Raw genomic sequence first — 23,317 nt, 5'->3', positions numbered from 1 at the left:
CTATGGCCGCTCCCTCAGGGTAGGTGCTGGAGAAAGGCCCGAGCCTCCTCCTGGGTGCGCACCCGGCCTTCCGCCTGGGCCTCGAGGAGGACCCTTAGGGCCTCCCCCACCCCGGGGCCTTGCTCCAGGCCGAGAAGGGCCATCACCTCCTCCCCGGAGAGGAGGGGCCTTTGGGGGAGGGGCTCCTTGAGGGCCTCCTGGTAGGCCTCCAGGAGGGGCCAGGCCTCGGCCTCCACCCCCCGGGCGGCCAGGCGGTCGGCGGCCATGAGGTAGGGGAGGGCGGGGAGGAGGTCCCTTCTCCGGAAGTAGAAGCGGCGGAGGGCCCTGGCCCTCTCGGGAGGGCGGTCCATGTGGCGGCGGACCAGGGCGGCCACCCGCTCCACCGTCTCCTTGGGGAAGCGGAGCCAGGAGAGGGCCGCCCTCGCCAACTCCGCCCCCACCTCTGCGTGGCCCAGGAAACGGTACCGCCCCGCCTCAGGGTCAAAGCGGCGGGTGAGGGGCTTGCCCACATCGTGGTAGAGGGCGGCCAGGCGGGCCTCGAGGGGGGCCTCGGGCCAGAGCCAGAGGAGGTGGAAGAGGACGGCGAGGGTGTGCTCCCAGGCGGGGAGGTGGTGGACCCCGCCTTGGTCCAGGCCCACGAGGAGGGCGAGTTCAGGCAGGTAGACCCCGAGAAGCCCCGTCCTTTGCAAAAGGTGAAGCCCCCAGGGGGCCCTCCCCGAGAGGAGGAGCCGGGTTAGCTCCTCCCGCACCCTTTCCCGGGCGGGGAGGGCCCCAGGGTTTTCCCGGAGGAAGCGGGCGTGGCGGGCGAGGGCCTCCCGGGTCCTTTGGGGAAGCCCCAGGCCCAGGGTGGCGGCGAGGCGCACCCCCCTCAGGCTCCTCAGGTGGTCCTGGTAGAGGTTTTCCTCCCGCACGGGGACGAGATGGCGCCGCTTTAGGTCCTCTTCCGTCCCCGGCAGGCCCAAGACCTTGCCTTTTATCCAGATGAGGGCGTTTAGGCGGTAATCCCGCTGGAGGAGATCTTCCTCCAGATTCCCCTGCAAAGGGGTGAAGTCCAGGGAAAGCCCGCCCGCCACCAGGCGGTAATGCCCCCGTTCCCGGTCCAGGGGAAAGAGGGTCCCCCCGTAGCGCCCCCTGGCCTCCTCGGCGGCCCCTTCCGGGTCCAAGGCCGCGAAGTCCAGGTCCAGGGGCTTTCTCCCCAAAAGCAGGTCCCGCACCCCACCCCCTATGGGGATGGCCCCCTTGGGGGTATAAAAGGGGAAGTCCCTATGGGCGAGGAGGCGAAGCACCCCATCATTATTGGCCTTACCGGGAACATCGGGAGCGGCAAGAGCACGGTGGCGGCCTTCCTCAGGGAGATGGGCTACCCCGTCCTGGACGCCGACCTCTTGGCGGAGAGGGCCAGGGAGCTGAAGAGGGCGGAGCTCAAGGCCCTTTTCCCCGAGGCCTTCCACGGGGAAGAGCTGGACCGCAGGAGGCTGGCCCAGGTGGTCTTCTCTGACCCAGAAAGGCTTCGGGCGTTGGAGGCCCTGATCCACCCCGAGGTCCGGCGGCTTCTTTGGGAGGAGCTTGCCCGCCTAGGCGCCCCCCTGGTCTTCCTGGAGATCCCCCTTCTCTTGGAGAAGGGCTGGGAGGAGAGGCTTGACGGGGTCATCCTGGTGGCGGCCCCCCTGGAGGAGCGCCTAAGGAGGGTCATGGCCCGCTCCGGGCTTTCCCGGGAGGAGGTCCTGGCCCGGGAGAGGGCCCAGATGCCCGAGGAAGAGAAGAGGCGGCGGGCCACCTGGGTCCTGGAGAACCGGGGGACCTTCGAGGCCCTGAGGGCCCAGGTCTGGCGGCTTCTGGGGGAGATCCGGTCCCGCTTCGGGCTATCCTAGGGGCATGCGAGCGGTCCTGATCTCGGGGGCGAGCAGGGGTATCGGGGAGGCCACGGCCCGCCTCTTCCACGCCAGGGGCTATGGGGTAGGGCTTTTCGCCCGGGACGGGGCGAGGCTAGAGGCTTTGGCCCGGGAGCTCCCCGGGGCCCTCGCCCTTCCTGGGGACGTGCGGCGGCGGGAGGACTGGGAGCGCGCCGTGGCCCGGATGGAGGAGGCCTTCGGGGGGCTTTTCGCCCTGGTCAACAACGCCGGGATCGGGCTCATGAAGCCCGTGGCGGAGCTCTCCCCTGAGGAGGTGCGGGAGGTCTTGGAGGTGAACCTCATGGGCCCCTTCCTGGGCCTGAAGGCGGCCCTTCCCCTCCTCCTGCGCTCCCGGGGCGTGGTGGTCAACGTGGGGAGCCTGGCGGGCAAAAACCCCTTCAAGGGCGGGGCCGCCTACAATGCCAGCAAGTTTGGCCTCCTGGGCCTCATGGGGGCGGCCATGCTGGAGCTTAGGGAGGAGGGGGTACGGGTGGTGAACGTCCTCCCCGGCTCCGTGGACACGGGCTTCGCCGGGAACCCCGTGGGCCAGAGCTGGAAGCTTTCCCCTGAGGACGTGGCCCAGGCCATCCTCTTCGCCCTGGAGATGCCGGGAAGGGCTCTCGTCAGCGAGATAGAGATCCGGCCCACCCAGCCCCGGCCCGCCGAAGGGTAAGCTTAAGGGGTGAGCGTGCCCAAGCGCCTAGAGGAGGCCCTCTCCCTCTTCCGTGCCCTGCCCAGGGAGCTCAAGGCCCAAGTCCTCCTGGACTACGCCAAGAAGGTGCCCCCGCCCCCAGAGGGGGTGGAGCTGGAGCGGGTGCCGGAGTGCCAGACCCCCTTCTTCCTTAGGGCGGAGGTGTCCGAGGGAGGGGTGCGCCTTTATTTCGCCGTGCCCGACGAGGCCCCCACGGTGAAGGCCTTCGCCGGCCTCCTCAAGGAGGCGCTGGAGGGGGAGGCCCCGGAGGCGGTCCTGGCCGTCCCCCTGGGCTTCTACCGGGGGGCGGGGCTGGAGGAGGTTTTCACCCCCTTGAGGCTTCGGGGCCTCGAGGCCGCCCTCCAGAGGCTGCAGGACCAGGTCCGCAGGGCCCTCTGACGGGGCGCCGGCCCGCCTTTCTGGTCGGGGTCTGGGAGGTCCTGGAAGAGGGAGGATGGGCGCGATGCTCCCCGCTTTCCTTCTGGGCTACTTCTTGGGAAGCTTCCCCGTGGCCTACTGGTTCGGAGTCCTGAGGGGGAAGAACCTCCTCCTGGAGGGCTCAGGCAACCCCGGGGCCCTGAACGCCTTCCGGGTCCTGGGGCCGGTGCCCGGGCTCTTGGTCCTCCTCCTGGACCTCTTCAAGGGGGTTTTGGCCGTGGCCGCGGGGGAGGCCGTTTCCGGAAGCCCCCTCGGGGGGCTCGCGGGGGGCGTGGGGGCGGTGTGGGGGCATGCCTATTCCCCCTGGCTCCTCTTCCGGGGCGGGAAGGCCCTGGCGCCGGGGGCAGGGGTTCTCCTGGCCGTGGACCCCAGGCTCCTGCTCGTTGCCCTCCTCCTCTTCGCCCTTCTCTACGCCCTCTTCCGGAGGCCCTATCGGGCGGTCTTGGCCGTGGCCCTGGCCTTTCCCATCCTGGCCGCCCTGGTGGACCGCACCTTGGCCCACCTCCTCTTTGGCCTCGGGGTGGGGCTTCCTGTGACCCTCCGCCACCTAAGGGACTGGTACCGAGAGTAGCCTTAGGGTATGGGCTGGCACGGGGTCTTCCGCCGCTGGGTTTTGGCCCGGCACTACCGCTTCGCCCGAGAGGCCTTGGTCCCCTATTTCTTTGACGCCCTCACCGCCTATGCCCTGGAGCTCGCCCGCCTGGGCCTACCCCGGAGCAAGGAGGCCGTGGCCGCTCTGAGGGAGCTTCGTACCCTGCCCCTTCCCAGCTTCACCGGGGAGGCGGAGGATGTCTTCTTCTCCATCCAAGCCCAGCTCGCCGAGCACTGGGGGGAGGAAGTGGCCGGGGTGGTGCGCCGGGGGCTTTCCCGCAACGACCTGGACCTCACCGTCTTTCGGGCTTACCTCCGGGACCGGGTCCTGGCCCTCTTGGGCGACCTTCTCCGCCTAAGGCGGGAAGGCCTCCGCTTGGCCGGGCGCACCCAGGGCGTACCCGTGGTCCTCCACACCCACTACCGTCCCGCCCAGCCCTCTACCTTGGACCACTACCTCTTGGGCATAGAGGGCCTCCTCTCCCGGGACACGGAGCGGCTTTTCCAGGCCCTTTCCCACGTGAACCGCTCCCCCTTGGGGGCCAGCGCCCTGGCGGGAGCCCCCTACCCCCTGGACCGGCACCGCCTCTCCGCTCTTCTCGGCTTTGAGGCCCCCGTGGAGAACGCCTTGGACGCGGTGGCCTCGGGGGACTACGCCCTGGGGCTAGCCGCCGCCCTCCAGGCCCTGGGGGCCAGCCTCTCCCGGCTCCTCACCGATCTCCTCTTCTGGGCGGGCCGGGGAGCCTTCGTGGTGGGCGAGGGGCTTTCCCAGGGGTCCAGCTTCATGCCCCAAAAGCAAAACCCCGTGGTCCTGGAGCACGCCCGCATCTACGCGGGGCGGCTTATTGGGGGGCTGGACCCCTTGGCCTTTCTCAACCACAACACCCCCTTCACCGACCTCAACGACCACTCCACGGGGATTCTGGAGCCCCTGGGCGGGATGCTGGAAGCGGGGGAGGCGGCCCTAGAACTGACCCGGGCGGCCCTGGAGGAGGGGCGGTTCGTTCCCGAGCGCCTTTTGGAGGAGCTCTCCCCTGAGGTCCTGGCCTCCGAGGCCGTGGACCTCCTGGTCCGGAAGGGGGTGCCCCTCCCCGAGGCCTACCGCCGGGTCCGTGGGGCGCTTCCCGGCCTCCGGCCCGAGCTTCTCGGGGTGGATCGGGAGGAGCTTCTGGCCTGGGTGAGCCTCGAGGGCTTCTTCGCCCGGCGGGAGGTCTTAGGGGGTGTGGGGCCGAGGGCCCGGGCCGAGGCCCTCTCCCGGGCCAAGCGGCGCCTCAAGAAGGACACCGAGGCCCTGGCCGCCTTGCGGGCTAGGGTGCGCCTGGCCCGGCGCTGGTTGCAACGCCTCCAGCCGGAGGAGGTCCTGGAGGGGGGGCGGGTGGGGGGTGGGGGGCGCTAGGCATGTCCCTTCCGGGCGCCGGACCACCCCTCTCTGGGGGCGGCTCCCCGGGTCAACGGGCGCGGAAGTGGTCCACGGTGCGCCGGATCCCCTCTCGGAACCCTACCCGAGGCCGCCAGCCATGGGCCATCAGCCTCAGGGGGGAGAGGACGCTCCGTTCCAGGTCCCCGGGGCGCGGGGGGGCGGGGCGCACCTCGGGGGTCCTCCCCGCGGCCTCCGCCACGGCCTCTAGGACCTCCAAGGTGGTGTGCCCCTCCCCGGTGCCCACGTTGTAGACCCCTTCCAGACCCTTCAGGGCTAGGGCGTGGGCCTCAGCCACGTCCCCCACATAGATGTAGTCCCGCACGCACCCCTCGTCCCCCGGGGTCTTCCTGGCGTAGAGGGTCACGGGCTCGCCCTTCAGGACCCTCTCGGCGAAGATGGCCACCACCCCCGCCTCCCCGTGGGGGTCCTGCCTAGGCCCGTAGACGTTGCCGTAGCGGAGGGAGATCCACTTGAGGCCGTAGTTCTGCCCGTAGGCGGAGAGGTATCCCTCAAAGGCCGCCTTGCTGGCGGCGTAGGGGCTTTTGGGCCTTGGGGGCCAGGTTTCCTCGGCGGCCTCCCCTTCGGGCACCTCCCCGTAGATGGCCCCACCCGTGGAGGCGAAGAGGAGCTTCTCCACCCCGAACTTGCGGGAGGCCTCGAGGAGGTTCATCCCCCCCACTAGGTTCACGGCGAAGTCCAGAAGGGGGTCCTCCACGCTCACCTTCACCGAGGCCTGGGCCGCCTGGTGGGAGACGTGGGTGGGGCGGAACTCCCGGAAGACCCGTTCCACCCCCTCCTTGTCCCGGAGGTCCACCTCGTAGAAGGGTACCCCTTGGGGGACGTTTTCCCGCCTGCCCGTGGAGAGGTTGTCCAGGACCGCCACCTCGAGGCCCTCCGCCAAAAGGCCCTCCACGATGTGGCTCCCGATGAACCCCGCACCGCCAGTGACCAGTACGCGCATACCCACCTCCGGGCCAAAACCCGAGGGCAGTCTACCATGTGCTATTTATCGGCAAACGCAGTCGCAAAGGTCTAGCCCCTCGCCGCAAGACTCTGGATCTTTCTTAAGCTCTTCGCGGATGACGCGGAAGAAGTACTCCAGGGCATTCGGGTAGAGAAACCCCTAGCTTACTGGTAAGCCGGCAAGCCCAGGGCTTTTTGTCAACAGCCTAGCCTATCTTCACCTCGGGCTGGTTCCCAGGCCGCCACTTGATGGTGCAGCCGATGGCAGGGGCCTCCTTGAGGGGGGGGTCCTCCCCCTTGAGGAGGGCCTCTATGGCCGCCTCCAGGTCGTGGCTTTGCACCTGGTCGGGGAACTTGGGGTTGTCGTTGACCCGGCCGTGGTAGCGAAGGAGCCGCCTCTCGTCAAAGAGGAAGACCTCCGGGGTGCGGAGGGCCCGGTAGGCTTTGGCCACCTCCTGGGTTTCGTCCAAAAGATAGGGGAAGAAGATGCCATGCTCCTTGGCGAAGGCCACCATCCCCTCGGGGCTATCCTCGGGGTACTTCTCGTAGTCGTTGGGGTTGATGCCCACGAAGGCCACCTTTTCCCGGTACCTCTCCGCCAGGGCCACCAGCTCCCCGATGGACCCCTTCACGTAGGGGCAGTGGTTGCACATAAAGACCACGGCTAGGAGGGGCTCCTGGAACTGGGAGAGGCGGTACCGCCCACCCCGGGGGTCAGGGAGCTCGGCGTCGATAAGGGGGCTTTCTAGGGGGAGTTCAGGATACTGGAGCATGCTTCCAGTATAGAGGAGGCCCCTTCCCGGGACAACCGCCTGGTTACCCTTTGGTATCCTGCCCATATGCGTGGCCTATCCTGGCAGGAAGCCAGGGAAAGACTTCAGGAATACGGCCCCAACACCCTTCCGGAAAAGCCCCCCGAGCCCCTTTGGCGGAAGTTCCTCCGTCAGTTCCAAAGCCCCCTCATCTACATCCTCCTCCTCGCCTTGGTGGTGGACCTTGGCCTCTGGCTGGCCGAGGGGGCGGAAGAGGTCCCTCTGGAGTCCTTGGCCATCCTGGCCATCCTCCTCCTCAACGCTACCTTGGGGGCCTTTCAGGAAAAGCGCTCCGAGGAAGCCATAAAGCGCCTCAAGGCCCTGGCGGAGCCTTTCGTCTGGGTCCTTAGGGATGGGGAGTTCCGGCGGGTCCCTGCCCGGGAGGTCGTTCCCGGGGACGTGGTGCGCCTCGAGGCCGGGGATCGCGTCCCCGCCGATGGGGTCTTCCTAGAGGCCTCAGGGGTCCTTTTGGACGAGAGCGTCCTCACGGGGGAGAGCGTGCCCGTGGAAAAGGGCGCGGGGGAGGAGGCCTACGCCGGGACCCTTCTGGTGAGGGGCCGGGCCCTTTTGGAGGTGGCCCGCACCGGGCCTGGGAGCGCCATGGGCCGCATCGCTGGCCTTCTGGTGGGGATGGAGGAGGAAGAGACCCCTCTAGAGCGCCGCCTCAACGCCTTTGGCCACCGGGTGGCCCGCTTCGTCCTCCTCCTGGCCTTGGCCCTGGTCCTCCTGGGCTTTTGGGTGGAAGGGCCCTCCTTCAGGATGGTCCTCTTCGCCGTGGCCCTGGCGGTGGCCGCTGTCCCCGAGGGGCTTCCCGCCGTCCTCACCCTGACCCTGGCCCTGGGGGTGGAGCGCATGGCGGGGAGGAAGGCGGTGGTGCGCCGCCTGGCTGCGGTGGAGGCCCTGGGGAGCGTGACCCTCATCGCTACGGACAAGACGGGCACCCTCACGGAAAACCGCATGGGGGTCCAGGAGCTCCTGGCATGGGATCGGGAGCAGGCCCTCTTGGCCATGGCCCTCTGCAACGACGCTGACCTGGCCACGGGGGCCGGGGACCCGCTGGAGCTCGGCCTTCTCCGCTACGCCGCGCGTTATCTGGACGTGGAAAAGGCGCGACGGGAAAACCCCCGGCTTTCCGAGCGCCCCTTCGATAGCGCCTGGAAGTACATGCGGGTCACCACTCCCAGGGGAAGCTTCCTCAAGGGGGCGCCCGAGGCCCTCATCCCAAGGCTTTCCCTCCCCGAGGCGGAGAAGGCCAAGCTTTTGGAGGAGGCCGAGGGCCACGCCGCCCAAGGGTTTAGGGTCCTGGCCTTGGCCTTTGGGGAGGGGGAGAGGGAGGAGGGCCTGGCCTTCCTGGGCTTCGTCCTCCTCCTGGACCCCCCTCGTCCTGAGGTGCCCGAGGCCGTGCAGAAGGTTCTCGGGGCTGGGGTGCGGGTGGTCATGGTCACCGGGGACCACCCGGCCACCGCCCTGGCCATCGCCCGCAGGGTGGGGATTCCCGCCGAGGTGGTGGCCACAGGGGAGGAGATCGGGGAGCTTTCGGATGAGGAGCTTCTGGAGGTGGACGTCTTCGCCCGGGTCCGGCCCGAGGATAAGCTGCGCATTGTGGAGGCCTTCCAAAGGGCCGGAGAGGTGGTGGCCATGACCGGGGACGGCGTCAACGACGCTCCGGCCCTGAAGCGGGCGGACGTGGGCGTGGCCATGGGGCAGAGGGGTTCGGACGTGAGCCGGGAGGTGGCAGACCTGGTCCTCCTGGACGACAACTTCGCCGCCATCGTGGCCGCCATTGAGGAGGGGCGGAACATCTACGAGAACATCCAGAAGTTCATCCGCTTCGTCTTCTCCACCAACGTGTCCCTCGTCCTGGTGATCGCCCTGGGGATGGTGCTGGCGGTCTTGGCGGGTCTGCGGGACGCCCTCGGCCACCTCCTCCTTCCCCTCACCGCGCTGCAGGTCCTTTGGATCAACTTCGTGACCGATGGTCCCCCTGCCCTGGCCTTGGGGCTGGACCGGAACCCTGGGGTTTTGTCCCGCCCCCCAAGGCCCAAGGATAGCCCCCTGCTGGACGGCCCCTCCGTGCACTTCATCCTCCTGACAGGTTCCCTGAAGGCGGGCATGACCCTGGCCATGTTGCTCGCCCTGCCCCTCTGGTTGGGTATTGAGGCCATGCAGAGCGCCGTTTTCCACTTCATGGCCATAGGCCAGGTGTTCTTCGCCTACCCTGCCCGGCGCACCCACATCACGCCCCTTCCCAACCCCTACCTGAACGCCGTCATTGCCTTAGAGATCCTCCTGCAGCTTCTTGTGGGTACCCTGGCCCCCGGCCTTCTTCAGGTGGTCCCCATCCCCCCTTGGGTCTGGCTCCTGATCCTGGGGGCAGCCTTCCTGGCCTGGGGTATGGCGGAGGGGGTGTACCGGGTAGTATGGCGGAAGGAGGGGAGGTGAAGGTTGAAGTCCTCCCGTTGGGCCTGGCGGTTAGCGTTTTCCTTAGGATCAACCCGGAAGGGGTGGCTCGGCTTAGGGTGGAAAGGCGAATGGGGAGCGTCTTGGCGGTAGGCGAAGCGGGGAGGACCGCGGGTTTCGTCACCTGCCTTGAGCTTTTGGAGGGTCTCCCGGAGCATAGATGACCTGGCTTTTCTTCCTCCTCGTGGCCCTGGTGGTGGTGACCTCTGGACGGGCGGTGGCCTACTACGGCGACGTACTGGCCGAGAAGACCGGCCTGGGGCGCAGCGTAATAGGCCTGGTCCTGGTGGCGGCCACCACTAGCCTTCCTGAGCTTTTCAGCAGCACCAGCTCCCTCTTGCAAGACCTGCCCGAGATCGCCGTAGGCAACATCCTGGGGGCCAATATGGTCAACTTCCTCCTGCTGGTCTTTCTGGATGCATTCCACCCCTATCCCGTTACCGCCCGGGCAAGCCAGAAGCATGCTCTGGCCTTGGGCCTGGTCCTTCTCCTCCTGGCGACGGTGGGGCTCGGCCTTTTGAGGGAGGTGGGGCTAGGGCGGGTGGGCCTTGCGGCCTCGGCCCTAGTTCCGCTCTATGGATTTGCCCTTTGGCTTTCCTTCCGCTACGCTCGGCGCTTTCCCCAGGAGGAGGCCTTGGAAAGGGAAGCCTACGCCCATGTGCCCCTGCGTCTGGCCATGGTGCGCTACGGGGCAGGGGCCTTGGTGTTGGTTGCGGCTGCCGTGGTCCTTCCCGTATTGGCCAACCGCCTGGCCCAGGAGACGGGTCTAGGGGGTGGCTGGGTGGGCACTTTTCTGGTGGGTCTCATCACCACGCTACCCGAGGCCAGTGTGGTGGTGGCTGCGGCTCGGCTTGGAGCCGTGGACCTGGCCATGGGCAACGCCGTAGGGAGCGTCCTCTTCAACACCTTTCTCCTGGGCGTGGGAGACCTGGTCTACCCCAAGCCCCTCCTAGGGGTGGTTGCGGAGGGCCACGCGGCCACGGTCTTGATCCTTCAGGGCATGGTCGGAGTGGTGCTGATGGGCCTCATGTACCGGAGCTTAAGGAAGCTCTGGGTGCTCTCTTACGACAACTGGGGGGTGCTCCTCCTTTACCTCCTGGCCATGGCCTATGGGCTCGCCTTGCGATGAGGCACCGGGAGGAGGGGCTTGGGGCTTCTCCGGGCCACCATCTGGGCCCTGCTTCCCGGTGGGAGCCGGTCCGGCCCCGTGCACCCGTGGGTGCCCATGACCACCCGGCCGCGCTTCCCCGCCTTCTCCGGGGTCACCTCCGCCGCCCGCCCCTCGAGGAGGCGGACCGCAGAGGGCACCCCCAGCTCCTCCGCCAGGCAGGCGGCCCGGCCCAGGGCGGGCAGGCCTTCCCAGCGCAGGTCCTCCAGGAGCTCCCGGTAATAGGGAAGGGTCTTGGGGCGTAGGAGGAGCCTGGGCCCCAAGGGCGCCAGGGCGTGGAGGAAGGCCGCCCTTGCCTAGCCTCAGGCCCCCCTCCACCCCCGCCTCACCGGCCTCGCTGCCGCCCGTGGGCGGGAAGGGGCTCTTGTGCGCGCCTCACCCCTCGATGACCACCGGCAGGATCACGGGGTCGCGGCCCGTAGCCTTTTTCAAGAACTTCTTCACCGGGTAGTAGATGTCGTCCCGGATGCGCTCCAGGGGCTTCTTTTCCCGGACTCCGGCGGTGAGGGTCTCGAGGGCCATCCGCCGCACCTCCCCTAAAAGCCTCTCCCCCGCCTTCACGAACCCTCGGGAGACCACCTCCACCACGGGTTCCCGCCCCGCCAGGGCGGCGATCACCACCAGGCCCTCCTCGGCCATGTGCTGGCGGTCGGCCAGGATCTCCTCGGTGATATCCCCCACCCCCAGGCCGTCCACGTAGAGGGCCCCGTGGGGGACCGAGCCCGCCTTCTCAAAGCTCGTGGGGGTGAGGCGGTAAATGGCCCCGTTCTCCCCGATCAGGGTCTTCTCCGGGGGGCGGCTCATGCCCTCGGCCAGCCACTTGAGGTTGGTCTGGTGGCGCACCTCCCCGTGCCAAGGGAGGAAAAACTTGGGCGTGGTGAGGTTCAGGATCAGCTTCAGCTCCTCCTGGGAGGCGTGGCCCGAGGCGTGGACCTTGTACGTGGGAGGGTAGAGGACGTAGGCCCCTAGGGCGTAGAGGCGGTTGATGACCCGGTTCACCGCCTCCTCGTTGCCGGGGATGGGGCTAGAGGAGAGGATCACCGTGTCCCCCGGCTTGATGGCCATCTTGGCGTGCCCCTCAAAGGCCAGGCGGTGGAGGACGGACATGGGCTGGCCCTGGCTTCCCGTGGCCAGGATGAGGACCTGGTGGTCGGGGAGGTCCGCCACCTCCTCGAGGGCGTAGAGGCGGTCCTTCACCTTGAGGTAGCCCAGCTCCATGGCGATGCGGCTGAACTTCACCATGCTCCGCCCCTCCATGGCCACCTTGCGTCCGTACTTCTCCGCAATCCAGATTACCGCCTGGATGCGGTGGATGTGGCTGGCGAAGGTGGTCACGAAGACCCGCCCGGGAGCCCGGCCGATCGCCTGGTCCAGCTCCTTGGCGATCTCCATCTCGCTTGGGGTGTAGCCGGGGCGCTCGGCGTTGGTGGCGTCGGCGATGAGGAGGAGGACCCCCTCGGCTCCTGCCTGGGCCACCTTGGCCAGATGGGAGACCTTCCCGTCAATGGGGGTGGCGTCCAGCTTGAAGTCCCCGGTGTGGACGATGGTGCCCACGGGGGTGCGGATCAAAAGCCCCGAGTTGTCGGGGATGGAGTGGGTCATGCGGAAGAGGTCCAGGGTGAAGTACCGGCCCACCCCGATTCGGTCGTCGGGGGAAACCTCCTTGAGGTTGAAGCTTCCTGGCCGGAGGCCGAACTCCTCCAGCTTCCCCTTTAAAAGGCCCAGGGTGAGCCGGGCCCCGTAGATGGGCACCGGGCTTTCCTTGCCGTAGACCATGGGTAGGATGAAGGGAAGCCCCCCGATGTGGTCCTCGTGGCCGTGGGTCAGCACCCAGGCCTTGATGCGGTGGCGGTTCTCTATGAGGAAGTCCACCCGGGGGATGAGGAGATCCACCCCCGGCATCCCCTCGTCGGGAAAAGCCAGGCCCCCATCCAGGACGAAGATCTCGTCCCGGTAGCGGAAGGCGGTGATGTTCTTGCCGATCTCCCCCATCCCCCCTAGGGGGATGATCTCCACCGGGTCCTGGCCCGGTGGGGAAGGTCCGTCCTGCGGCCGCCTGCGCCGCCTCCTTCTCGGTTTCCGTTCCTGGTTTTCCATAGGCCTCCTTTTCCCCGGACGGGCCGGGATAGCGGATTACCCCCGAGGGTCAGCGCCGCCTCGGGGGGATCTTGCCTTCCAGCTCGGGGCGGATGAGGTCAATCTTGCCCTTATCGTCAATGCGGTAGACCTTGACCTTGATCACGTCCCCCACCTTGAGGTGGTCCTCCACCCGCTCCACCCGGCCCGGGGCCACCTGGCTGATGTGGAGGAGGCCCTCGGTGCCGGGGAAGAGGCTGACGAAGGCTCCGAAGGGGGCGATCCGGGTGACGGTGCCCTCGTAGACCTCGCCCACCTTGGCCTCGCGGGTGAGCTCCTCTATGCGGGCCTTGGCCTTCTCCGCCGCCTCCGAGTCGCTGGAGTAGATGCGGATGGTCCCGTCCTCCTCGATGTCCACCTCCACGCCCAACTCCTCTAGGGCTCGGACGTTCTTGCCCCCGGGGCCGATGACCAGGCCGATCTTCTCCACGGGCACCTTGAGGGAGAGGATCCGGGGGGCGAAGGGCTTGAGGCTCGGGCGGGAGGCGGGGAGGACGCTTTCCATGAGGTCCAGGATCCTGAGCCGGGCCTCCCGGGCCTGGAGGAGGGCCTCCTTCAGGACCTCCCGGGGGAGGCCCCCCACCTTGTTGTCCATCTGCAGGGCGGTGACCCCCCTACGGGTTCCCGCCACCTTGAAGTCCATGTCCCCGAGGGCGTCCTCGAGGCCCAAGATGTCGGTTAGGATCACCGCCTTCTCGTTCTCCCAGACCAGGCCCATGGCCACCCCCGCCACCGGGGCCCTCACGGGCACCCCAGCGTCCATGAGGGCCAGGCTCCCGGCGCAGACCGTGGCCATGGAGCTAGAGCCGTTGGACTCCAATACGTCCCCCACCACCCGGATGGTGTAGGGGAAGGCTTCCTGGGGGGGGAGGACCGCCTTCAGGGCCCGCTTGGCCAGGTTGCCGTGGCCCACCTCCCGGCGGGACACCCCGCGGAGGCGCCGGACCTCCCCGGTGGAAAAGGGGGGGAAGTTGTAGTGGACGAGGAAGGGGTCGGTCTCGTCGATGCCCAGGTCGTCGAGGATCTGCTCGTCGCGGCCCGTGCCCAGGGTCACGGTGCCCAGGACCTGGGTCTCTCCCCGGGTGAAGAGGGCGGAGCCGTGGGCCCGGGGGAGGACGTCCGCCTCAATCCAGATGGGCCTCAGGTCCCTGGGCCCCCGTCCATCCGCCCGCCTGCCCTCCTCCAAGACGAGCCGCCTGAGCTCCCGCCGCACCACCTCCCCGAAGGCGCCCTCGTAAAGGCGCTTTTTGCCCTCGTCCGGGGTGCCGTCCTCCCGCCTGGGCAGGGCCTCGAGGATGAGGCTTTCGGCGAAGGCCGAAAGGGCCCGGCTCCTCTCCCCCTTGCTGGCGGTCTGGAGCACCCCGGAGAGGCCCCTTTCCAGGGCCAGGCGGTAGAAGGCCTCCCTCTCCTCCTCGGGGAGGGTTTCGGGTGGCGTCCAGGCCATCTTGGGCTTGCCTAGATCCCGGGTCATCCGTTCCTGAAGCTCCAGGATGGGCCCCATCTCCCGGTGGGCGAACTCCAGGGCCTGGACCAAAAGCTCCTCCTCCACCTCCTGGGCGCCGGCCTCCACCATGAGGATGGCCTCCCGGCTCCCCGCCACCACCAGGTCCAAGGCGCTCTCCTCCAGCTCCTGCAGGGTGGGGTTGAGGAGGAACTGTCCCCCGATGAGGCCCACCCGCACACAGGCCACGGGCCCTTCCCAGGGGATATCGGAGAGCATGAGGGCGGCGCTGGCCCCGATGGGCCCCAGGATATCCGGGGGGTTCTTCTGGTCGGCGGAGAGCACGGTGAGAATGACCTGCACCTCGTGCCGGAAGCCCTTGGGGAAGAGGGGGCGGATGGGCCGGTCGGTCATGCGGGCGGAGAGGATGGCCTTCTCCCCGGGGCGGCCCTCCCGGCGCATGAAGCTCCCCGGGATCTTGCCCACGGCGTAGTGCCTTTCCTCAAACTCCACCGTGAGGGGGAGGAAGTCCGCCTCTATGGGCTCTTCCGAGGCTTGGGCCGTAGCGAGGACGAGGGTGTCCCCGTAGCGGACCAGGACGGAGCCCGAGGCCTGCTTGGCGTACTTGCCCGTCTCCAGGATGAGCCTCCTTCCGGCGACTTCCGTTTCGTACCGATGGCCTTCTGGAGTGTTGGGTGTGGCTTCTGGCATGGCGTTCCTCAAGGGAAAGGCGGAGCCCTAAGGCCCCGCCCCCGACCTAAGCTTTAGTTTACTTCCTCAGCCCCAGTTTCTCAACCAGGGCCCTATACCGCTCGGGGTCCTCCCGTTCCAGGTAGCGGAGAAGCCTCCGCCTCTGCCCCACCAGCATGAGGAGGCCCCGGTGGGAGTGGTGGTCGTGCTTGTGCGCCTTGAGGTGCTCGGAGAGGCGGTTGATCCTCAGGGTGAGGAGGGCCACCTGCACCTCCGTGCTCCCGGTGTCCCCCGGGAAGCGGGCGAACTCCTCTATGACCTTCTGCTTCTCTTCCTTGGTGATGGGCATGTTTCCCTCCGTCAGGGGGGAAGGCGCTAACGCCCCTTCCTCCTCAGAGGCCCTTTGGGGCCTTCCTAAGGATAGGGGGGCTGGCCCTTCCCGTCAACCAGGAAGAGGAGGAGGGCCAGGAGGGCTAGCCCCGCCCCCGCCAAAAAGGCCACCTGGGCCCCGAAGGCCTGCCACAGGAGGCCAAAGAGGAGGCTCGCAGGCAGGAGGAGGAGGCCCATGAGGGTGTGGTAAAGGCCGATGGCGCTGGCCTTTTCCTCCGCCGGGGCCAGGGTGGCCAGGTAGGCCCGGCTTGTGCCCTCAAAGGCGGCGGAATGAAGGGCATAAATGAGGAGGAAGGCCACGCCCATGGCGGCCGAGGCGCTCACGGCAAAGCCCAGGTAGGCCAGGGCGTGGAGGCCAAACCCCAGGGCCACCACCCGCCTCAGGCCTACCCGGTCCGCCAGGCTGCCCAAGGGGTAGGCCAGGAGGGCGTAGGCCAGGTTGTAGAGGGTGTAGGCCAAAGCCACCTGGCCTTCCGTTAGGCCCAGGTCCTTTAGGCGGAGGAGGAGGAAGGCGTTGGAGGAGAGGGCCAGGGTGAAGACCCCGGAGACCAGGAGGAAGCGGCGGTAGCCCCGGCCCATGCGGGAAAGGCGCAAGGGGGGTAGGGGCCTGGGGGCCCGGGGCGCCTCTTTGAGAAACAGGAGCATGAACGCCGCCAGCAGGGCGGGGAGGGCGGAGAGCCAGAAGACCCCCCGCGTGCCCACAAGGGGCAAAAGCAGAAAGGCCAGAAAGGGCCCCAGGGTGGCCCCCAGGGTGTCCAGGCCCCGGTGGAGGCCGTAGGCCCGGCCCAAGGCCTCTTGGGGCACGCTCTCGGCGATGAGGGCGTCCCGGGGGGCGGTCCTGAGGCCCTTCCCCGTGCGGTCCAAGAAGCGGTAGAAGAGGACGTGCCAAGGGCTTTGCGCCAGGGCCAGGATGGGGCGGAAGAGGGCGGGGAGGCCGTAGCCCAGGAGGAGAAAGGGCCGCCTCCTGCCCGTGCGGTCGGAGAGCCTCCCCCCCACCACCTTGAAGAGGCTGGCCGTGGCCTCGGCCACGCCCTCCACCAGGCCGATGGCCGTGGGGGTGGCCCCAAGCCCCGCCAGAAAGAGGGGGAGGAGGGGGTAGACCATCTCGCCCGCCACGTCCATGAGGAAGCTGACGAGGCCCAAGAGGTAGACAAGAGGGGGAAGCCTCACGGGCGGTGCCTAAGGAGGAGCCCGAGGAGGAAGGGCTCGGGCAGGACCATGAGGAGGGAAAGGGGGTCCAAAGGCGCGGGGGAGAGGAGGGCCAGGCCTAAGGGGGTGGGGAAGGGGAGGGGGAGGGTGCGGGTGAGGAGGAAAAGGAGAAGAAGGGTGAGGGAAAGCCCCACCCCTAGGCGCCAGACCAGGGGGGTGAAGGGAGGGTCCTGGTCGGGGTACATGAAGCGGAGGATCAGAAGGCCCAGGGCGTAGGTGACCTTGAGGGCCAAGAGGACCAGGAAGAGCTGGCCGTAGAGGTAGTACTCCGAGACCAGGCCGTAGCGCACGGCCTCGGCCTCCGAGACCCCCAGGGCACTCCCGCAAAGGCCTTCCCCTAGGACGTCGGCGAACCCCAGACCCAGGAACTGGAGGAAGAAGGGCAGGAGGGAAAGGCCCGCGATCCAGGGCAGATCTCGGCCGGGGATGAAGCCCACGGGCCCAGTCTCCCCCATCCCAGAAGAAACCTCAAGGGCCAGGTGTCCCTGGCCCTCGAGGCCCTTGCCCCGCTACCAGAGCCGCCACCCGGGCACGGGGTTTTGGTTGGCGAAGAGCTGCACCAAGGTGGGCCCGTAGGCTAGGGCTACCAACAAGACCGCCAGGGCGAACCAGAACCAAATGCGTTCCAGAAGCCGCATGCCGGGGCTATCCCCTCCGTCGGAGAGGGCCTCGGCGAAGGGGACCTCCGCCGCTGCCACCTCCATGCGGCGTTCCCTCTGCAGCAAGAGGGCGAAGAAGGCGTAGAAGAAGAGGACGATGGCCAGGAGGAGGATGATCCCCGAGATGGCGTTGAAGACCATGGGCACCGCCGTATGGGCGTAAGCCTCTGGGGTCTGGGCGATATAGGCCCGCCGGGGCACGTTGAGGAGGCCCTGCCAGTGCAGCCCCACCGCCATGATCATCATGCCCACGAACCACAGCCAGACCCCCGCAAGCCCCACCTTGCGGATGCCCTCGGTGAGGGGCTTGCCCGTGAGCTGGGGCACCAGCCAGAAGACCGCCCCCATCATGGTCATGGTCACCAGGGTGCCCACCTGCAGGTGGAAGTGGCCCGGGACCCAGGCGGTGTTGTGGACCACGTAGTTCAGGGTGTAGCTGGCGTTCACGATGCCCCCCGCTCCCCCGGGGATGAAGGCGATGAGGCCCAGCACCGGGGCGGCGAAGGCGGGGTTGTCCCAGGGCAAGGTGCGGATCCATCCCAGAAGGCCCTTGCCTCCGCGGGCCCTCCCTCCGAGCTCCAGGCTGGCGGCCACCGTGAAGGCGGTGATCAGGCTGGGGACGGCCACGAAGAGGGTGAGGACGGCGTGCACGAACTTCCAAGTGGGGGCAATCCCAGGATCGGCGTACTGGTGGTGGAAGCCCACGGGGACGGAGAAGAGGAGGAAGAGGAGGAAGACCACCCGGGCTAGGGGGTCGGAGATGAGCTTCCCCCCCGCCAGCTTGGGCAGGACCAGGTAGAGGATGGCGTAGGCGGGGAGGAGCCAGAAGTAGACGATGGGGTGGGCCGTGTACCAGAAGAGGGTCCGGGCCAGGAGGGGGTCCACCCCTTGGATAAGGCCCAAGGACCAGGGGATGAGGAAGAAGAGGCTTTCCACCACCAGCCCCAAGGAGGCCAGGAGCCACATGAGCCAAAAGGTCACCGCCATGTAGGTGGCCAGGGGGGTGATGCGCTCGGGGTAGCGCCTCTTGAACCGCAGCCACATGCCGATAACCGAAAGCCCCACCACCAGGCTGGCGGCCACGAAGACCGTGGCCCCCACGTAGAAGGCCCAGTGGCCCTTAAGGGGGGGGTAGAAGGTGTAGAGGACGGTGGCCTCGTTGGCCAGGAGGGGCAAGGCTGCGGTCAAGAGGCCCAGGAAGGCCATCCACCAGGCCACCCAGCCCCAGGTGAGGTTGGGCTGGACCCCGTAGGCCCTGAGCTCCCGGGCGGGGAGGTAGAGCATCACCGCCATGGCCAGGAGCTGGGTGAAGACGATGGCGTTCAGGACGCCGTGGAGGGTGAGGCCCTGATAGTAGGACTGGACGAAGGGCAGGAGGCGCTTTAGGAGGGGATAGGCGTCCACGTTCCCGTAGTTCAGGGCCTGGAAGGGGCCGAAGAGGCTGCCGACCAAGAGGGCCACGAAGCCCAGGACCAGGTAGTAAAGGGTGAGCTTCTTCTCGGGGTTTTCGGCGTAGACTTGGGGAAAAGCTTTCACCGCCATCTTACTCCTCCACCACGACCCTGCCAAACATCAGGTGGTGCCCAACGCCGCAGTACTGGTTGCAGATGATCCGGTACTCCCCTGCCTGCTGGAAGGTGTACCGCACGGTGGTCACCTCCCCGGGCAGGACCTCCACGTTGACGTTGGTCCCCTCGATGTGGAAGCCGTGGAGCACATCGGGGCTGGTGACCCGGAAGACGATCTCCGCCCCCCTGGGGACCACGATGGGGTTGGGCTGGTACCCGTAGGAGAAGGCCAGCACGTGAACGGTGTACTGGTTGGGCCCTGTCTGGATGACGGCCTGTTCGGGGTCAGCCCAGGGGCCCTCGAGGCGGACCGTGGTGGGGTCTACCCGCTCCAGCTCGCCTACGGGGATCACCCCCCGAAGGCCGTGGTTGGCCAAGGTGAAGGCGATGATGGCCGTGAAGAGGAGGACGGTAAAGACGGAGAAGGCGATCCACTTCTTCTCGTACTCCAAGATGGCCTTCTTGAGCTGGGCTTCCCGCTCGGACATGGCTACCCCCTGGCCAGGAAAACGGCCAATACCCCGAACCAGAAGACGAAGATCACGACCGCTAGGATGGCTACCACAGCTAAAGCGCCTACCGGTTTTTCCTGCATACCCTTCCTCCCTTACGGCAGGTTGCCGTACACGTAGCCCATGGTAGCGAAAGATCTGCCGTAGAGAAAAGTACATTTGTCCCCGCTGTATACGGGGGTAGGGTATGACATTTGTCCCTATACCAAACTATACTGAAGCGAACGGAGCCCCAGGGCCCCCACCCTTTGGCCCCAGCCTAGCATCCGCACGGAAACTCTGGGGCACTCGGCCACCTAGGTGGTGCTTCCCACCCGGGCCAACACCAGCCGGCTCACTTCCTTCAGGGTCTCAACCACCCCTTGGCCTTCGGTGGCCACCGCCTCAAATACCGGGAACCGGCCTTCGGGGTCCACCACGGCCCGCACCATCTCCACGGGAAGGGCATCGGGAAGGTCCCGCTTGTTCACCTGGAGCACCACGGGGAGGTCCTCCACCTTGAGGCCGTACTCCGCCAGGTTCTCCCGCATGTTGCGCATGCTCTCCGCATTGGCCCTGAGGCGGTTGGGGGCCGAGTCCGCCACGAAGACGATCCCGTCCACGCCCCTCAGGATCAGCTTGCGGCTAGCGTTGTAGAACACCTGCCCGGGGACGGTGTAGAGGTGAAAGCGGGTCTTGAAGCCCTTGACCTCCCCCAGGTCCAGGGGTAGGAAGTCAAAGAAGAGGGTGCGCTCGTCCTCCGTGGCCAGGGAGATCATCTCCCCTTTGCGCCCCTCGGGGATCTTTCCGTAGATCCACTTCAGGTTGGTGGTCTTCCCCGAGAGCCCGGGGCCGTAGTAGACGATCTTGAAGTTGATCTCACGGTTGGCGAAGTTGATGGTGCTCATGTTAGTTGCCGAAGAGCTGGTCCAAAAGGGCCTTGGCCCCTTCGCGGTACTCGGTGTCCAGGTTGGGCCTAGAAGGCTTGGCTAGGGCCTCCTCAGCGATCCTAGCCAGCCCCTCCGCCGCCCGCTTCCCGTAAAGCTTGACCTTGCCCAAGGGGGCGCTCTGGTCAAAGACCAGGACCAGAAGGGCGTGCTCCCCGGCTTCGTCCACGTAGAGGCCCACGCGCTCCCCCTGGTGGACCAGCTCCTGGAAGCTGGTTTCTCCTAGGAGCTTGGCCAGGGCTTGGGTGGCGGCGGCGTTTCCCGCCACCAGGGTGGCCAGGGAGTCCAAAGGCGGGGGCTTGGGGGCCCAGAGGGCTTCCTTGTGGGCCAGGACAAAGCCCTTGCGGTCGGTGAGGAGGGCGTAGCGGGCCCCGGTTTCCCGGAGGGTGTCCTCGAGGAGGCCCAAGGCCCGCTCGTAAAGGGCCCCGTAGAGGACCAAGGAGGGTTCCACCATGGTACACTCAGTCTACCATGAGTCCCTTTTTGCAGCAGGCCAAGGCCCTCCTGGCGGAGCTGGTGGCCCTTCCCACCGTGAGCGCCGAGGGCAAAGCCCTTAGGGAGGGAGCGGCGAAGGTGGCTGAGATCTTGGAAGGTCTAGGGCTTTCTGCCGCCCTGCACGAGGGGTACGGCCCCCCCGTGGTCTACGCCGAGGGCGGGGTGGGGGAGAGGACCCTTCTTTTCTACAACCACTACGATGTCCAGCCCCCAGATCCCCTGGACCTCTGGGAGACGGACCCCTTCACCCTGGTGGAGCGGGAGGGGGCCTGGTACGGGCGGGGCACCCACGACGACAAGGGGGAGTTTTTGGCCCGGGTGGTGGCCCTGAGGCTTTTCAAGGAAAAACACGGCTTCCTACCCCGGGTCAAGTTCGTGGTGGAGGGAGAGGAGGAGGTGGGAAGCCCCCACCTCGAGGCCTACGTAGCGGACAAAAAGGACCTCCTGAGGGCCGAGGCCGTGGTCTGGGAGTCAGGGGGTGTGGACGCCAAGGGCAGGCCCTACCTCTACGCGGGCCTCAAGGGCATCGTGGCCTTGGAGCTCAGGGTGCGCACGGCGGCCTTTGACCTCCACTCCTCCTACGGGGCGGTGGTGGAAAACCCCATCTACCGCCTCAGCAAGGCCATTTCCTCCTTGCGGGACGAGGAGGGGCGGGTCCTGATCCCTGGCTTCTACGACCGGGTCCGTCCCCTCACCCCCTTAGAGCTGGAGGCCCTTTCGGCTATCCCCAACGAGGCCGAGGAGCTAAAGGCCACCTTTGGGGTGCGGGACTTCCTGGGCGGGGCCAGGGACCTGGAGTTCCACCAGCGCCTTTTTGCCGAGCCCTGCCTGAACGTCAACGGCTTCCACTCGGGCTACGGGGGGCCCGGCACCAAGACCGTCCTCCCCGCCGAGGCCATGGCCAAGCTAGACTTCCGCCTGGTGCCCGACCAGGACCCAGAGGAGATCCCCGGGCTCCTCAGGGGCCACCTCGAGGCCCAGGGCATCCACGACGTGGAGGTGGTGGTCCTGGAGAGGGGGGAGCGTCCGGCCCGCTCGGACCTGGCCCACCCCTTCGTTCGCCTGGTCAAGGAGGCCCTGGAGGAGACCTTTGGGGAAAAGGCGGTCCTCTACCCCAACATGCCGGGCTCCGGGCCCATGCACCCCTTCCTCCACCACCTGAAGGCCCCCGCCGTGGGCCTGGGGGTGGGCTACCCCGGGAACCGGGTCCATAGCCCCAACGAGCACCTCCGCATCCGGGACTTTGAGCGGGGCACCCTGGCCCTCCTCCGCCTCTTGGAGCGCTTCTTCGGGGTTTAGGGTATCCTCTTGGGGTATGCGCCTCCCCTTCGGTGAGCGCGACACCCCTTACGAGGTGGCCCGGGTGGTGGTCCTGCCCGTGCCCTACGACCTTTCCCTCTCCTTCCTGCCCGGGGCAAGGCGGGGGCCGGAGGCCATCCTCCTGGCTAGCCGGGAGCTAGAGCCCTTCCTCCTGGAGCTTTCCGTAGCCCCCGAGGAGGTGGGGATCCACGCGGCGGAGCCCGTGCCCTTCGTGGCGGGAAGCGCCGAAGAGAGCCACCGCCTGATCCGGGAGGCGGCCCTCGGCCACCTAAGGGCGGGCAAGTTCCTGGTGGCCCTGGGGGGGGACCACTCCATCGTCCACCCCTTGGTCCTGGCCCACCGGGAGGCCTTGGGGGAGTTCTCCATCCTCCACATCGACGCCCACGCCGACCTCTACCCAGAGTGGCAGGGCTCCATTTACTCCCACGCCTCCTCCTCCCACCGTCTCCTCACGGAGGGGTTTCCCCTGGTGCAGGTGGGGGTTCGGGCCATGGACCGGGACGCCCTGGCCCTGGCCCGGGAGAGGGGCGTGGCCCTCTTTCCCGCCCATCGGATCCACCGGGAGGGGCTTCCCCTGGAGGAGATCCTTTCCGCTTTGGGGAGGAGGGTCTACATCTCCTTTGACTACGACGCCCTGGACCCCTCCCTCATGCCCAGCGTGGGCACCCCGCTTCCCGGGGGGCTCTCCTACCGCCAGGCGGTGGATCTCCTCGAGGCCGTCTTTGGGGAGAAGGAGGTGGTGGGAATGGACTTCGTGGAGCTTTCCCCGACCGGCCAGTTCCACGCGGAGATGACCGCCGCCCAGCTGGTCTACCACGCCATCGGCCTCAAGGGGCTTCAGGCGGGCTGGCTTGCGCCTCCCTAGCCCACATTCCCCCTCCCGTTGGGGGCCGCGGGCTTATGGCGTGTCCCGGCTTGGGGTTTTCTAGGCCTTTCTTTCCCTCTGGGCCTGGCCCCAGGCCCTCGCCCTCCCCCACCCGGCCCTAAGGGGAGGGGTCCGGGTGGAGCGGGTCCTGGAGGAAGGCGTCCGCTTCACCCGGGTCCAGTTCTCCCACCTTTCCGATGGCCTCCGGGCCTAGGGCCTGGCCAACCTCCCTGGGGGCCGAGGCCCTTTGGGGGTCCTCTACGGGGTTTTTGGTCCTCCACCCCAACCAGGGCCACCCCCCTTCGGAAGGCCTTCCCGCCCGGGCCTCCCCTTCCCGGATCGCCCCCCTCGGCCACCCCTTGCTAAAGGGTGAAGCCCCTGGGCAACCCCGCAGGGGGCTTCGCCTACCCGGGAGGCGCCCCTTGCAGGGGGAGCTGGACGGGCTCTTGCGGCAGAGGGCCCTGGCTTTTTTGCGCCCCATGTTGCGCTAGACTGACGCTGTGCGAGCCTTTTTGGAGAACCTTCCGGCCCTCTTCCTCTCCCTGGCCTTCGGTGCGGCCCTTTTCGGGATTCTAGCCCGGCTCGTCGGGGCCAAGCGGACCTGGCCCTTTTTTCTCCTGGCCTTGCTCCTCCTCCTCCTCGCCCTCTTCCTCCAGCTAGAATAGCCCTCT

General features: G+C 67.7%; 25 protein-coding genes and 1 pseudogene. 12 read left to right on the top strand and 14 right to left on the bottom strand.

Annotation, left to right across the window (positions count from 1 at the left end; translation table 11 throughout):
• Window positions 1-14: 14 nt before the first annotated feature.
• Window positions 15-1,286 carry an HD domain-containing protein gene (locus tag ATI37_RS03160; protein WP_117237073.1) on the bottom strand — a complete coding sequence of 424 codons (1,272 nt, stop codon included), beginning with the start codon at window positions 1,284-1,286 and terminating at the stop codon, window positions 15-17.
• Here ATI37_RS03160 and coaE point away from each other — a divergent pair.
• The 5 genes from coaE (at window position 1,266) to ATI37_RS03135 (ending at window position 5,008) form a co-directional block, all read left to right on the top strand.
• Entirely contained in the window at window positions 1,266-1,871 is a 606-nt protein-coding gene (gene coaE, locus ATI37_RS03155) for a dephospho-CoA kinase (RefSeq protein WP_117238495.1), read from the top strand. The two genes, ATI37_RS03160 and coaE, sit on opposite strands and share 21 nt — an antisense overlap.
• A 4-nt stretch (window positions 1,872-1,875) precedes the next feature.
• Window positions 1,876-2,565, top strand: a complete 690-nt coding sequence (locus tag ATI37_RS03150; protein ID WP_117237072.1) for an SDR family oxidoreductase — start codon at window positions 1,876-1,878, stop codon at window positions 2,563-2,565.
• A gap of 9 nt (window positions 2,566-2,574) precedes the next feature.
• Entirely contained in the window at window positions 2,575-2,982 is a 408-nt protein-coding gene (locus ATI37_RS03145) for a SufE family protein (RefSeq protein WP_117237071.1), read from the top strand.
• 64 nt (window positions 2,983-3,046) lie between these two features.
• Window positions 3,047-3,592 (top strand): glycerol-3-phosphate acyltransferase, encoded by a 546-nt coding sequence (locus tag ATI37_RS03140; protein ID WP_117237070.1) that lies wholly within the window; start codon window positions 3,047-3,049, stop codon window positions 3,590-3,592.
• Between the two features lie 9 nt (window positions 3,593-3,601).
• Window positions 3,602-5,008, top strand: a complete 1,407-nt coding sequence (locus ATI37_RS03135) for a lyase family protein (protein WP_117237069.1) — start codon at window positions 3,602-3,604, stop codon at window positions 5,006-5,008.
• A 52-nt stretch (window positions 5,009-5,060) separates the two neighbouring features.
• On the opposite strand, the gene ATI37_RS03130 is transcribed toward ATI37_RS03135, so the two are convergent.
• Complete coding sequence (locus tag ATI37_RS03130; protein WP_117237068.1) at window positions 5,061-5,993, bottom strand: NAD-dependent epimerase/dehydratase family protein; 933 nt, start codon at window positions 5,991-5,993, stop codon at window positions 5,061-5,063.
• 208 nt (window positions 5,994-6,201) lie between these two features.
• Window positions 6,202-6,768 (bottom strand): thioredoxin family protein, encoded by a 567-nt coding sequence (locus ATI37_RS03125; RefSeq protein WP_117237067.1) that lies wholly within the window; start codon window positions 6,766-6,768, stop codon window positions 6,202-6,204.
• Between the two features lie 66 nt (window positions 6,769-6,834).
• Here ATI37_RS03125 and ATI37_RS03120 point away from each other — a divergent pair, with 66 nt between their 5' ends.
• The 3 genes from ATI37_RS03120 to ATI37_RS03110 are packed head-to-tail and all read left to right on the top strand — an operon-like array spanning window position 6,835 to window position 10,396.
• Window positions 6,835-9,249 (top strand): cation-translocating P-type ATPase, encoded by a 2,415-nt coding sequence (locus ATI37_RS03120; RefSeq protein WP_117237066.1) that lies wholly within the window; start codon window positions 6,835-6,837, stop codon window positions 9,247-9,249.
• Complete coding sequence (locus ATI37_RS03115; RefSeq protein ID WP_157969075.1) at window positions 9,246-9,431, top strand: hypothetical protein; 186 nt, start codon at window positions 9,246-9,248, stop codon at window positions 9,429-9,431. The genes ATI37_RS03120 and ATI37_RS03115 overlap by 4 nt, the downstream gene beginning before the upstream one ends.
• Window positions 9,428-10,396 (top strand): sodium:calcium antiporter, encoded by a 969-nt coding sequence (locus ATI37_RS03110; protein WP_117237064.1) that lies wholly within the window; start codon window positions 9,428-9,430, stop codon window positions 10,394-10,396. Before ATI37_RS03115 ends, ATI37_RS03110 begins: the two co-directional genes overlap by 4 nt.
• Here the strand turns inward: ATI37_RS03110 and ATI37_RS03105 are convergent.
• The 11 genes from ATI37_RS03105 to mglB form a co-directional block, all read right to left on the bottom strand.
• Window positions 10,375-10,698 (bottom strand): universal stress protein, encoded by a 324-nt coding sequence (locus ATI37_RS03105; RefSeq protein ID WP_332871150.1) that lies wholly within the window; start codon window positions 10,696-10,698, stop codon window positions 10,375-10,377. The two genes, ATI37_RS03110 and ATI37_RS03105, sit on opposite strands and share 22 nt — an antisense overlap.
• Before the next feature lie 112 nt (window positions 10,699-10,810).
• Window positions 10,811-12,532, bottom strand: coding sequence for a ribonuclease J (locus ATI37_RS03100; RefSeq protein ID WP_117237063.1), 1,722 nt, complete (start codon window positions 12,530-12,532; stop codon window positions 10,811-10,813).
• A 49-nt stretch (window positions 12,533-12,581) separates the two neighbouring features.
• Window positions 12,582-14,723, bottom strand: coding sequence for a polyribonucleotide nucleotidyltransferase (gene pnp / locus ATI37_RS03095; RefSeq protein WP_117237062.1), 2,142 nt, complete (start codon window positions 14,721-14,723; stop codon window positions 12,582-12,584).
• Between the two features lie 58 nt (window positions 14,724-14,781).
• Window positions 14,782-15,051 carry a 30S ribosomal protein S15 gene (rpsO, locus tag ATI37_RS03090; RefSeq protein ID WP_117237061.1) on the bottom strand — a complete coding sequence of 90 codons (270 nt, stop codon included), beginning with the start codon at window positions 15,049-15,051 and terminating at the stop codon, window positions 14,782-14,784.
• 65 nt (window positions 15,052-15,116) lie between these two features.
• Window positions 15,117-16,262, bottom strand: a complete 1,146-nt coding sequence (locus tag ATI37_RS03085) for an MFS transporter (RefSeq protein ID WP_117237060.1) — start codon at window positions 16,260-16,262, stop codon at window positions 15,117-15,119.
• Entirely contained in the window at window positions 16,259-16,756 is a 498-nt protein-coding gene (locus ATI37_RS03080) for a hypothetical protein (protein ID WP_117237059.1), read from the bottom strand. Before ATI37_RS03080 ends, ATI37_RS03085 begins: the two co-directional genes overlap by 4 nt.
• A 54-nt stretch (window positions 16,757-16,810) precedes the next feature.
• On the bottom strand, window positions 16,811-18,502 hold the full coding sequence (locus ATI37_RS03075) for a b(o/a)3-type cytochrome-c oxidase subunit 1 (protein ID WP_117237058.1): 1,692 nt from the start codon (window positions 18,500-18,502) through the stop codon (window positions 16,811-16,813).
• Between the two features lies 1 nt (window position 18,503).
• Complete coding sequence (locus tag ATI37_RS03070) at window positions 18,504-19,016, bottom strand: cupredoxin domain-containing protein (protein ID WP_117237057.1); 513 nt, start codon at window positions 19,014-19,016, stop codon at window positions 18,504-18,506.
• A 2-nt stretch (window positions 19,017-19,018) separates the two neighbouring features.
• Entirely contained in the window at window positions 19,019-19,123 is a 105-nt protein-coding gene (locus tag ATI37_RS03065) for a cytochrome c oxidase subunit 2A (protein WP_117237056.1), read from the bottom strand.
• Between the two features lie 213 nt (window positions 19,124-19,336).
• Window positions 19,337-19,927, bottom strand: coding sequence for a GTPase MglA (mglA, locus tag ATI37_RS03060; protein WP_117237055.1), 591 nt, complete (start codon window positions 19,925-19,927; stop codon window positions 19,337-19,339).
• 1 nt (window position 19,928) lies between these two features.
• Entirely contained in the window at window positions 19,929-20,420 is a 492-nt protein-coding gene (gene mglB, locus ATI37_RS03055) for a GTPase-activating protein MglB (protein ID WP_117237054.1), read from the bottom strand.
• A 17-nt stretch (window positions 20,421-20,437) separates the two neighbouring features.
• On the opposite strand from mglB, the gene ATI37_RS03050 reads away from it, so the two are divergent.
• From ATI37_RS03050 to ATI37_RS11665, 4 genes and pseudogenes are all read left to right on the top strand, one after another.
• Window positions 20,438-21,760, top strand: a complete 1,323-nt coding sequence (locus ATI37_RS03050) for a M20/M25/M40 family metallo-hydrolase (RefSeq protein ID WP_117237053.1) — start codon at window positions 20,438-20,440, stop codon at window positions 21,758-21,760.
• Window positions 21,761-21,776: 16 nt separating this feature from the next.
• Window positions 21,777-22,646 carry an agmatinase gene (speB, locus tag ATI37_RS03045; RefSeq protein ID WP_117237052.1) on the top strand — a complete coding sequence of 290 codons (870 nt, stop codon included), beginning with the start codon at window positions 21,777-21,779 and terminating at the stop codon, window positions 22,644-22,646.
• Between the two features lie 73 nt (window positions 22,647-22,719).
• Window positions 22,720-22,969: pseudogene (locus ATI37_RS12555) on the top strand (alpha/beta hydrolase family protein); the annotation flags it as partial.
• 177 nt (window positions 22,970-23,146) lie between these two features.
• Entirely contained in the window at window positions 23,147-23,311 is a 165-nt protein-coding gene (locus ATI37_RS11665) for a hypothetical protein (protein WP_198665496.1), read from the top strand.
• Window positions 23,312-23,317: the final 6 nt, after the last annotated feature.

It is taken from the genome of Thermus sediminis, from assembly GCF_003426945.1.
GTDB lineage: Bacteria > Deinococcota > Deinococci > Deinococcales > Thermaceae > Thermus > Thermus sediminis.
This window is presented reverse-complemented; position numbering and strand designations above follow the sequence as displayed.

Excerpts from the sequence above, each read along its gene's own strand:
- ATI37_RS03100 (WP_117237063.1), bottom strand. The coding sequence starts at position 12,532 with ATGGAAAACCAGGAACGGAAACCGAGAAGGAGGCGGCGCAGGCGGCCG.
- ATI37_RS03135 (WP_117237069.1), top strand. The coding sequence starts at position 3,602 with ATGGGCTGGCACGGGGTCTTCCGCCGCTGGGTTTTGGCCCGGCACTAC.
- rpsO (WP_117237061.1), bottom strand. The coding sequence starts at position 15,051 with ATGCCCATCACCAAGGAAGAGAAGCAGAAGGTCATAGAGGAGTTCGCC.
- ATI37_RS03130 (WP_117237068.1), bottom strand. The coding sequence starts at position 5,993 with ATGCGCGTACTGGTCACTGGCGGTGCGGGGTTCATCGGGAGCCACATC.
- mglB (WP_117237054.1), bottom strand. The coding sequence starts at position 20,420 with ATGGTGGAACCCTCCTTGGTCCTCTACGGGGCCCTTTACGAGCGGGCC.
- ATI37_RS03075 (WP_117237058.1), bottom strand. The coding sequence starts at position 18,502 with ATGGCGGTGAAAGCTTTTCCCCAAGTCTACGCCGAAAACCCCGAGAAG.
- coaE (WP_117238495.1), top strand. The coding sequence starts at position 1,266 with ATGGGCGAGGAGGCGAAGCACCCCATCATTATTGGCCTTACCGGGAAC.
- mglA (WP_117237055.1), bottom strand. The coding sequence starts at position 19,927 with ATGAGCACCATCAACTTCGCCAACCGTGAGATCAACTTCAAGATCGTC.
- ATI37_RS03110 (WP_117237064.1), top strand. The coding sequence starts at position 9,428 with ATGACCTGGCTTTTCTTCCTCCTCGTGGCCCTGGTGGTGGTGACCTCT.
- ATI37_RS03050 (WP_117237053.1), top strand. The coding sequence starts at position 20,438 with ATGAGTCCCTTTTTGCAGCAGGCCAAGGCCCTCCTGGCGGAGCTGGTG.
- ATI37_RS03140 (WP_117237070.1), top strand. The coding sequence starts at position 3,047 with ATGCTCCCCGCTTTCCTTCTGGGCTACTTCTTGGGAAGCTTCCCCGTG.
- ATI37_RS03150 (WP_117237072.1), top strand. The coding sequence starts at position 1,876 with ATGCGAGCGGTCCTGATCTCGGGGGCGAGCAGGGGTATCGGGGAGGCC.
- pnp (WP_117237062.1), bottom strand. The coding sequence starts at position 14,723 with ATGCCAGAAGCCACACCCAACACTCCAGAAGGCCATCGGTACGAAACG.
- ATI37_RS03125 (WP_117237067.1), bottom strand. The coding sequence starts at position 6,768 with ATGCTCCAGTATCCTGAACTCCCCCTAGAAAGCCCCCTTATCGACGCC.
- ATI37_RS03080 (WP_117237059.1), bottom strand. The coding sequence starts at position 16,756 with ATGGGGGAGACTGGGCCCGTGGGCTTCATCCCCGGCCGAGATCTGCCC.
- ATI37_RS03065 (WP_117237056.1), bottom strand. The coding sequence starts at position 19,123 with ATGCAGGAAAAACCGGTAGGCGCTTTAGCTGTGGTAGCCATCCTAGCG.
- speB (WP_117237052.1), top strand. The coding sequence starts at position 21,777 with ATGCGCCTCCCCTTCGGTGAGCGCGACACCCCTTACGAGGTGGCCCGG.
- ATI37_RS03070 (WP_117237057.1), bottom strand. The coding sequence starts at position 19,016 with ATGTCCGAGCGGGAAGCCCAGCTCAAGAAGGCCATCTTGGAGTACGAG.
- ATI37_RS03120 (WP_117237066.1), top strand. The coding sequence starts at position 6,835 with ATGCGTGGCCTATCCTGGCAGGAAGCCAGGGAAAGACTTCAGGAATAC.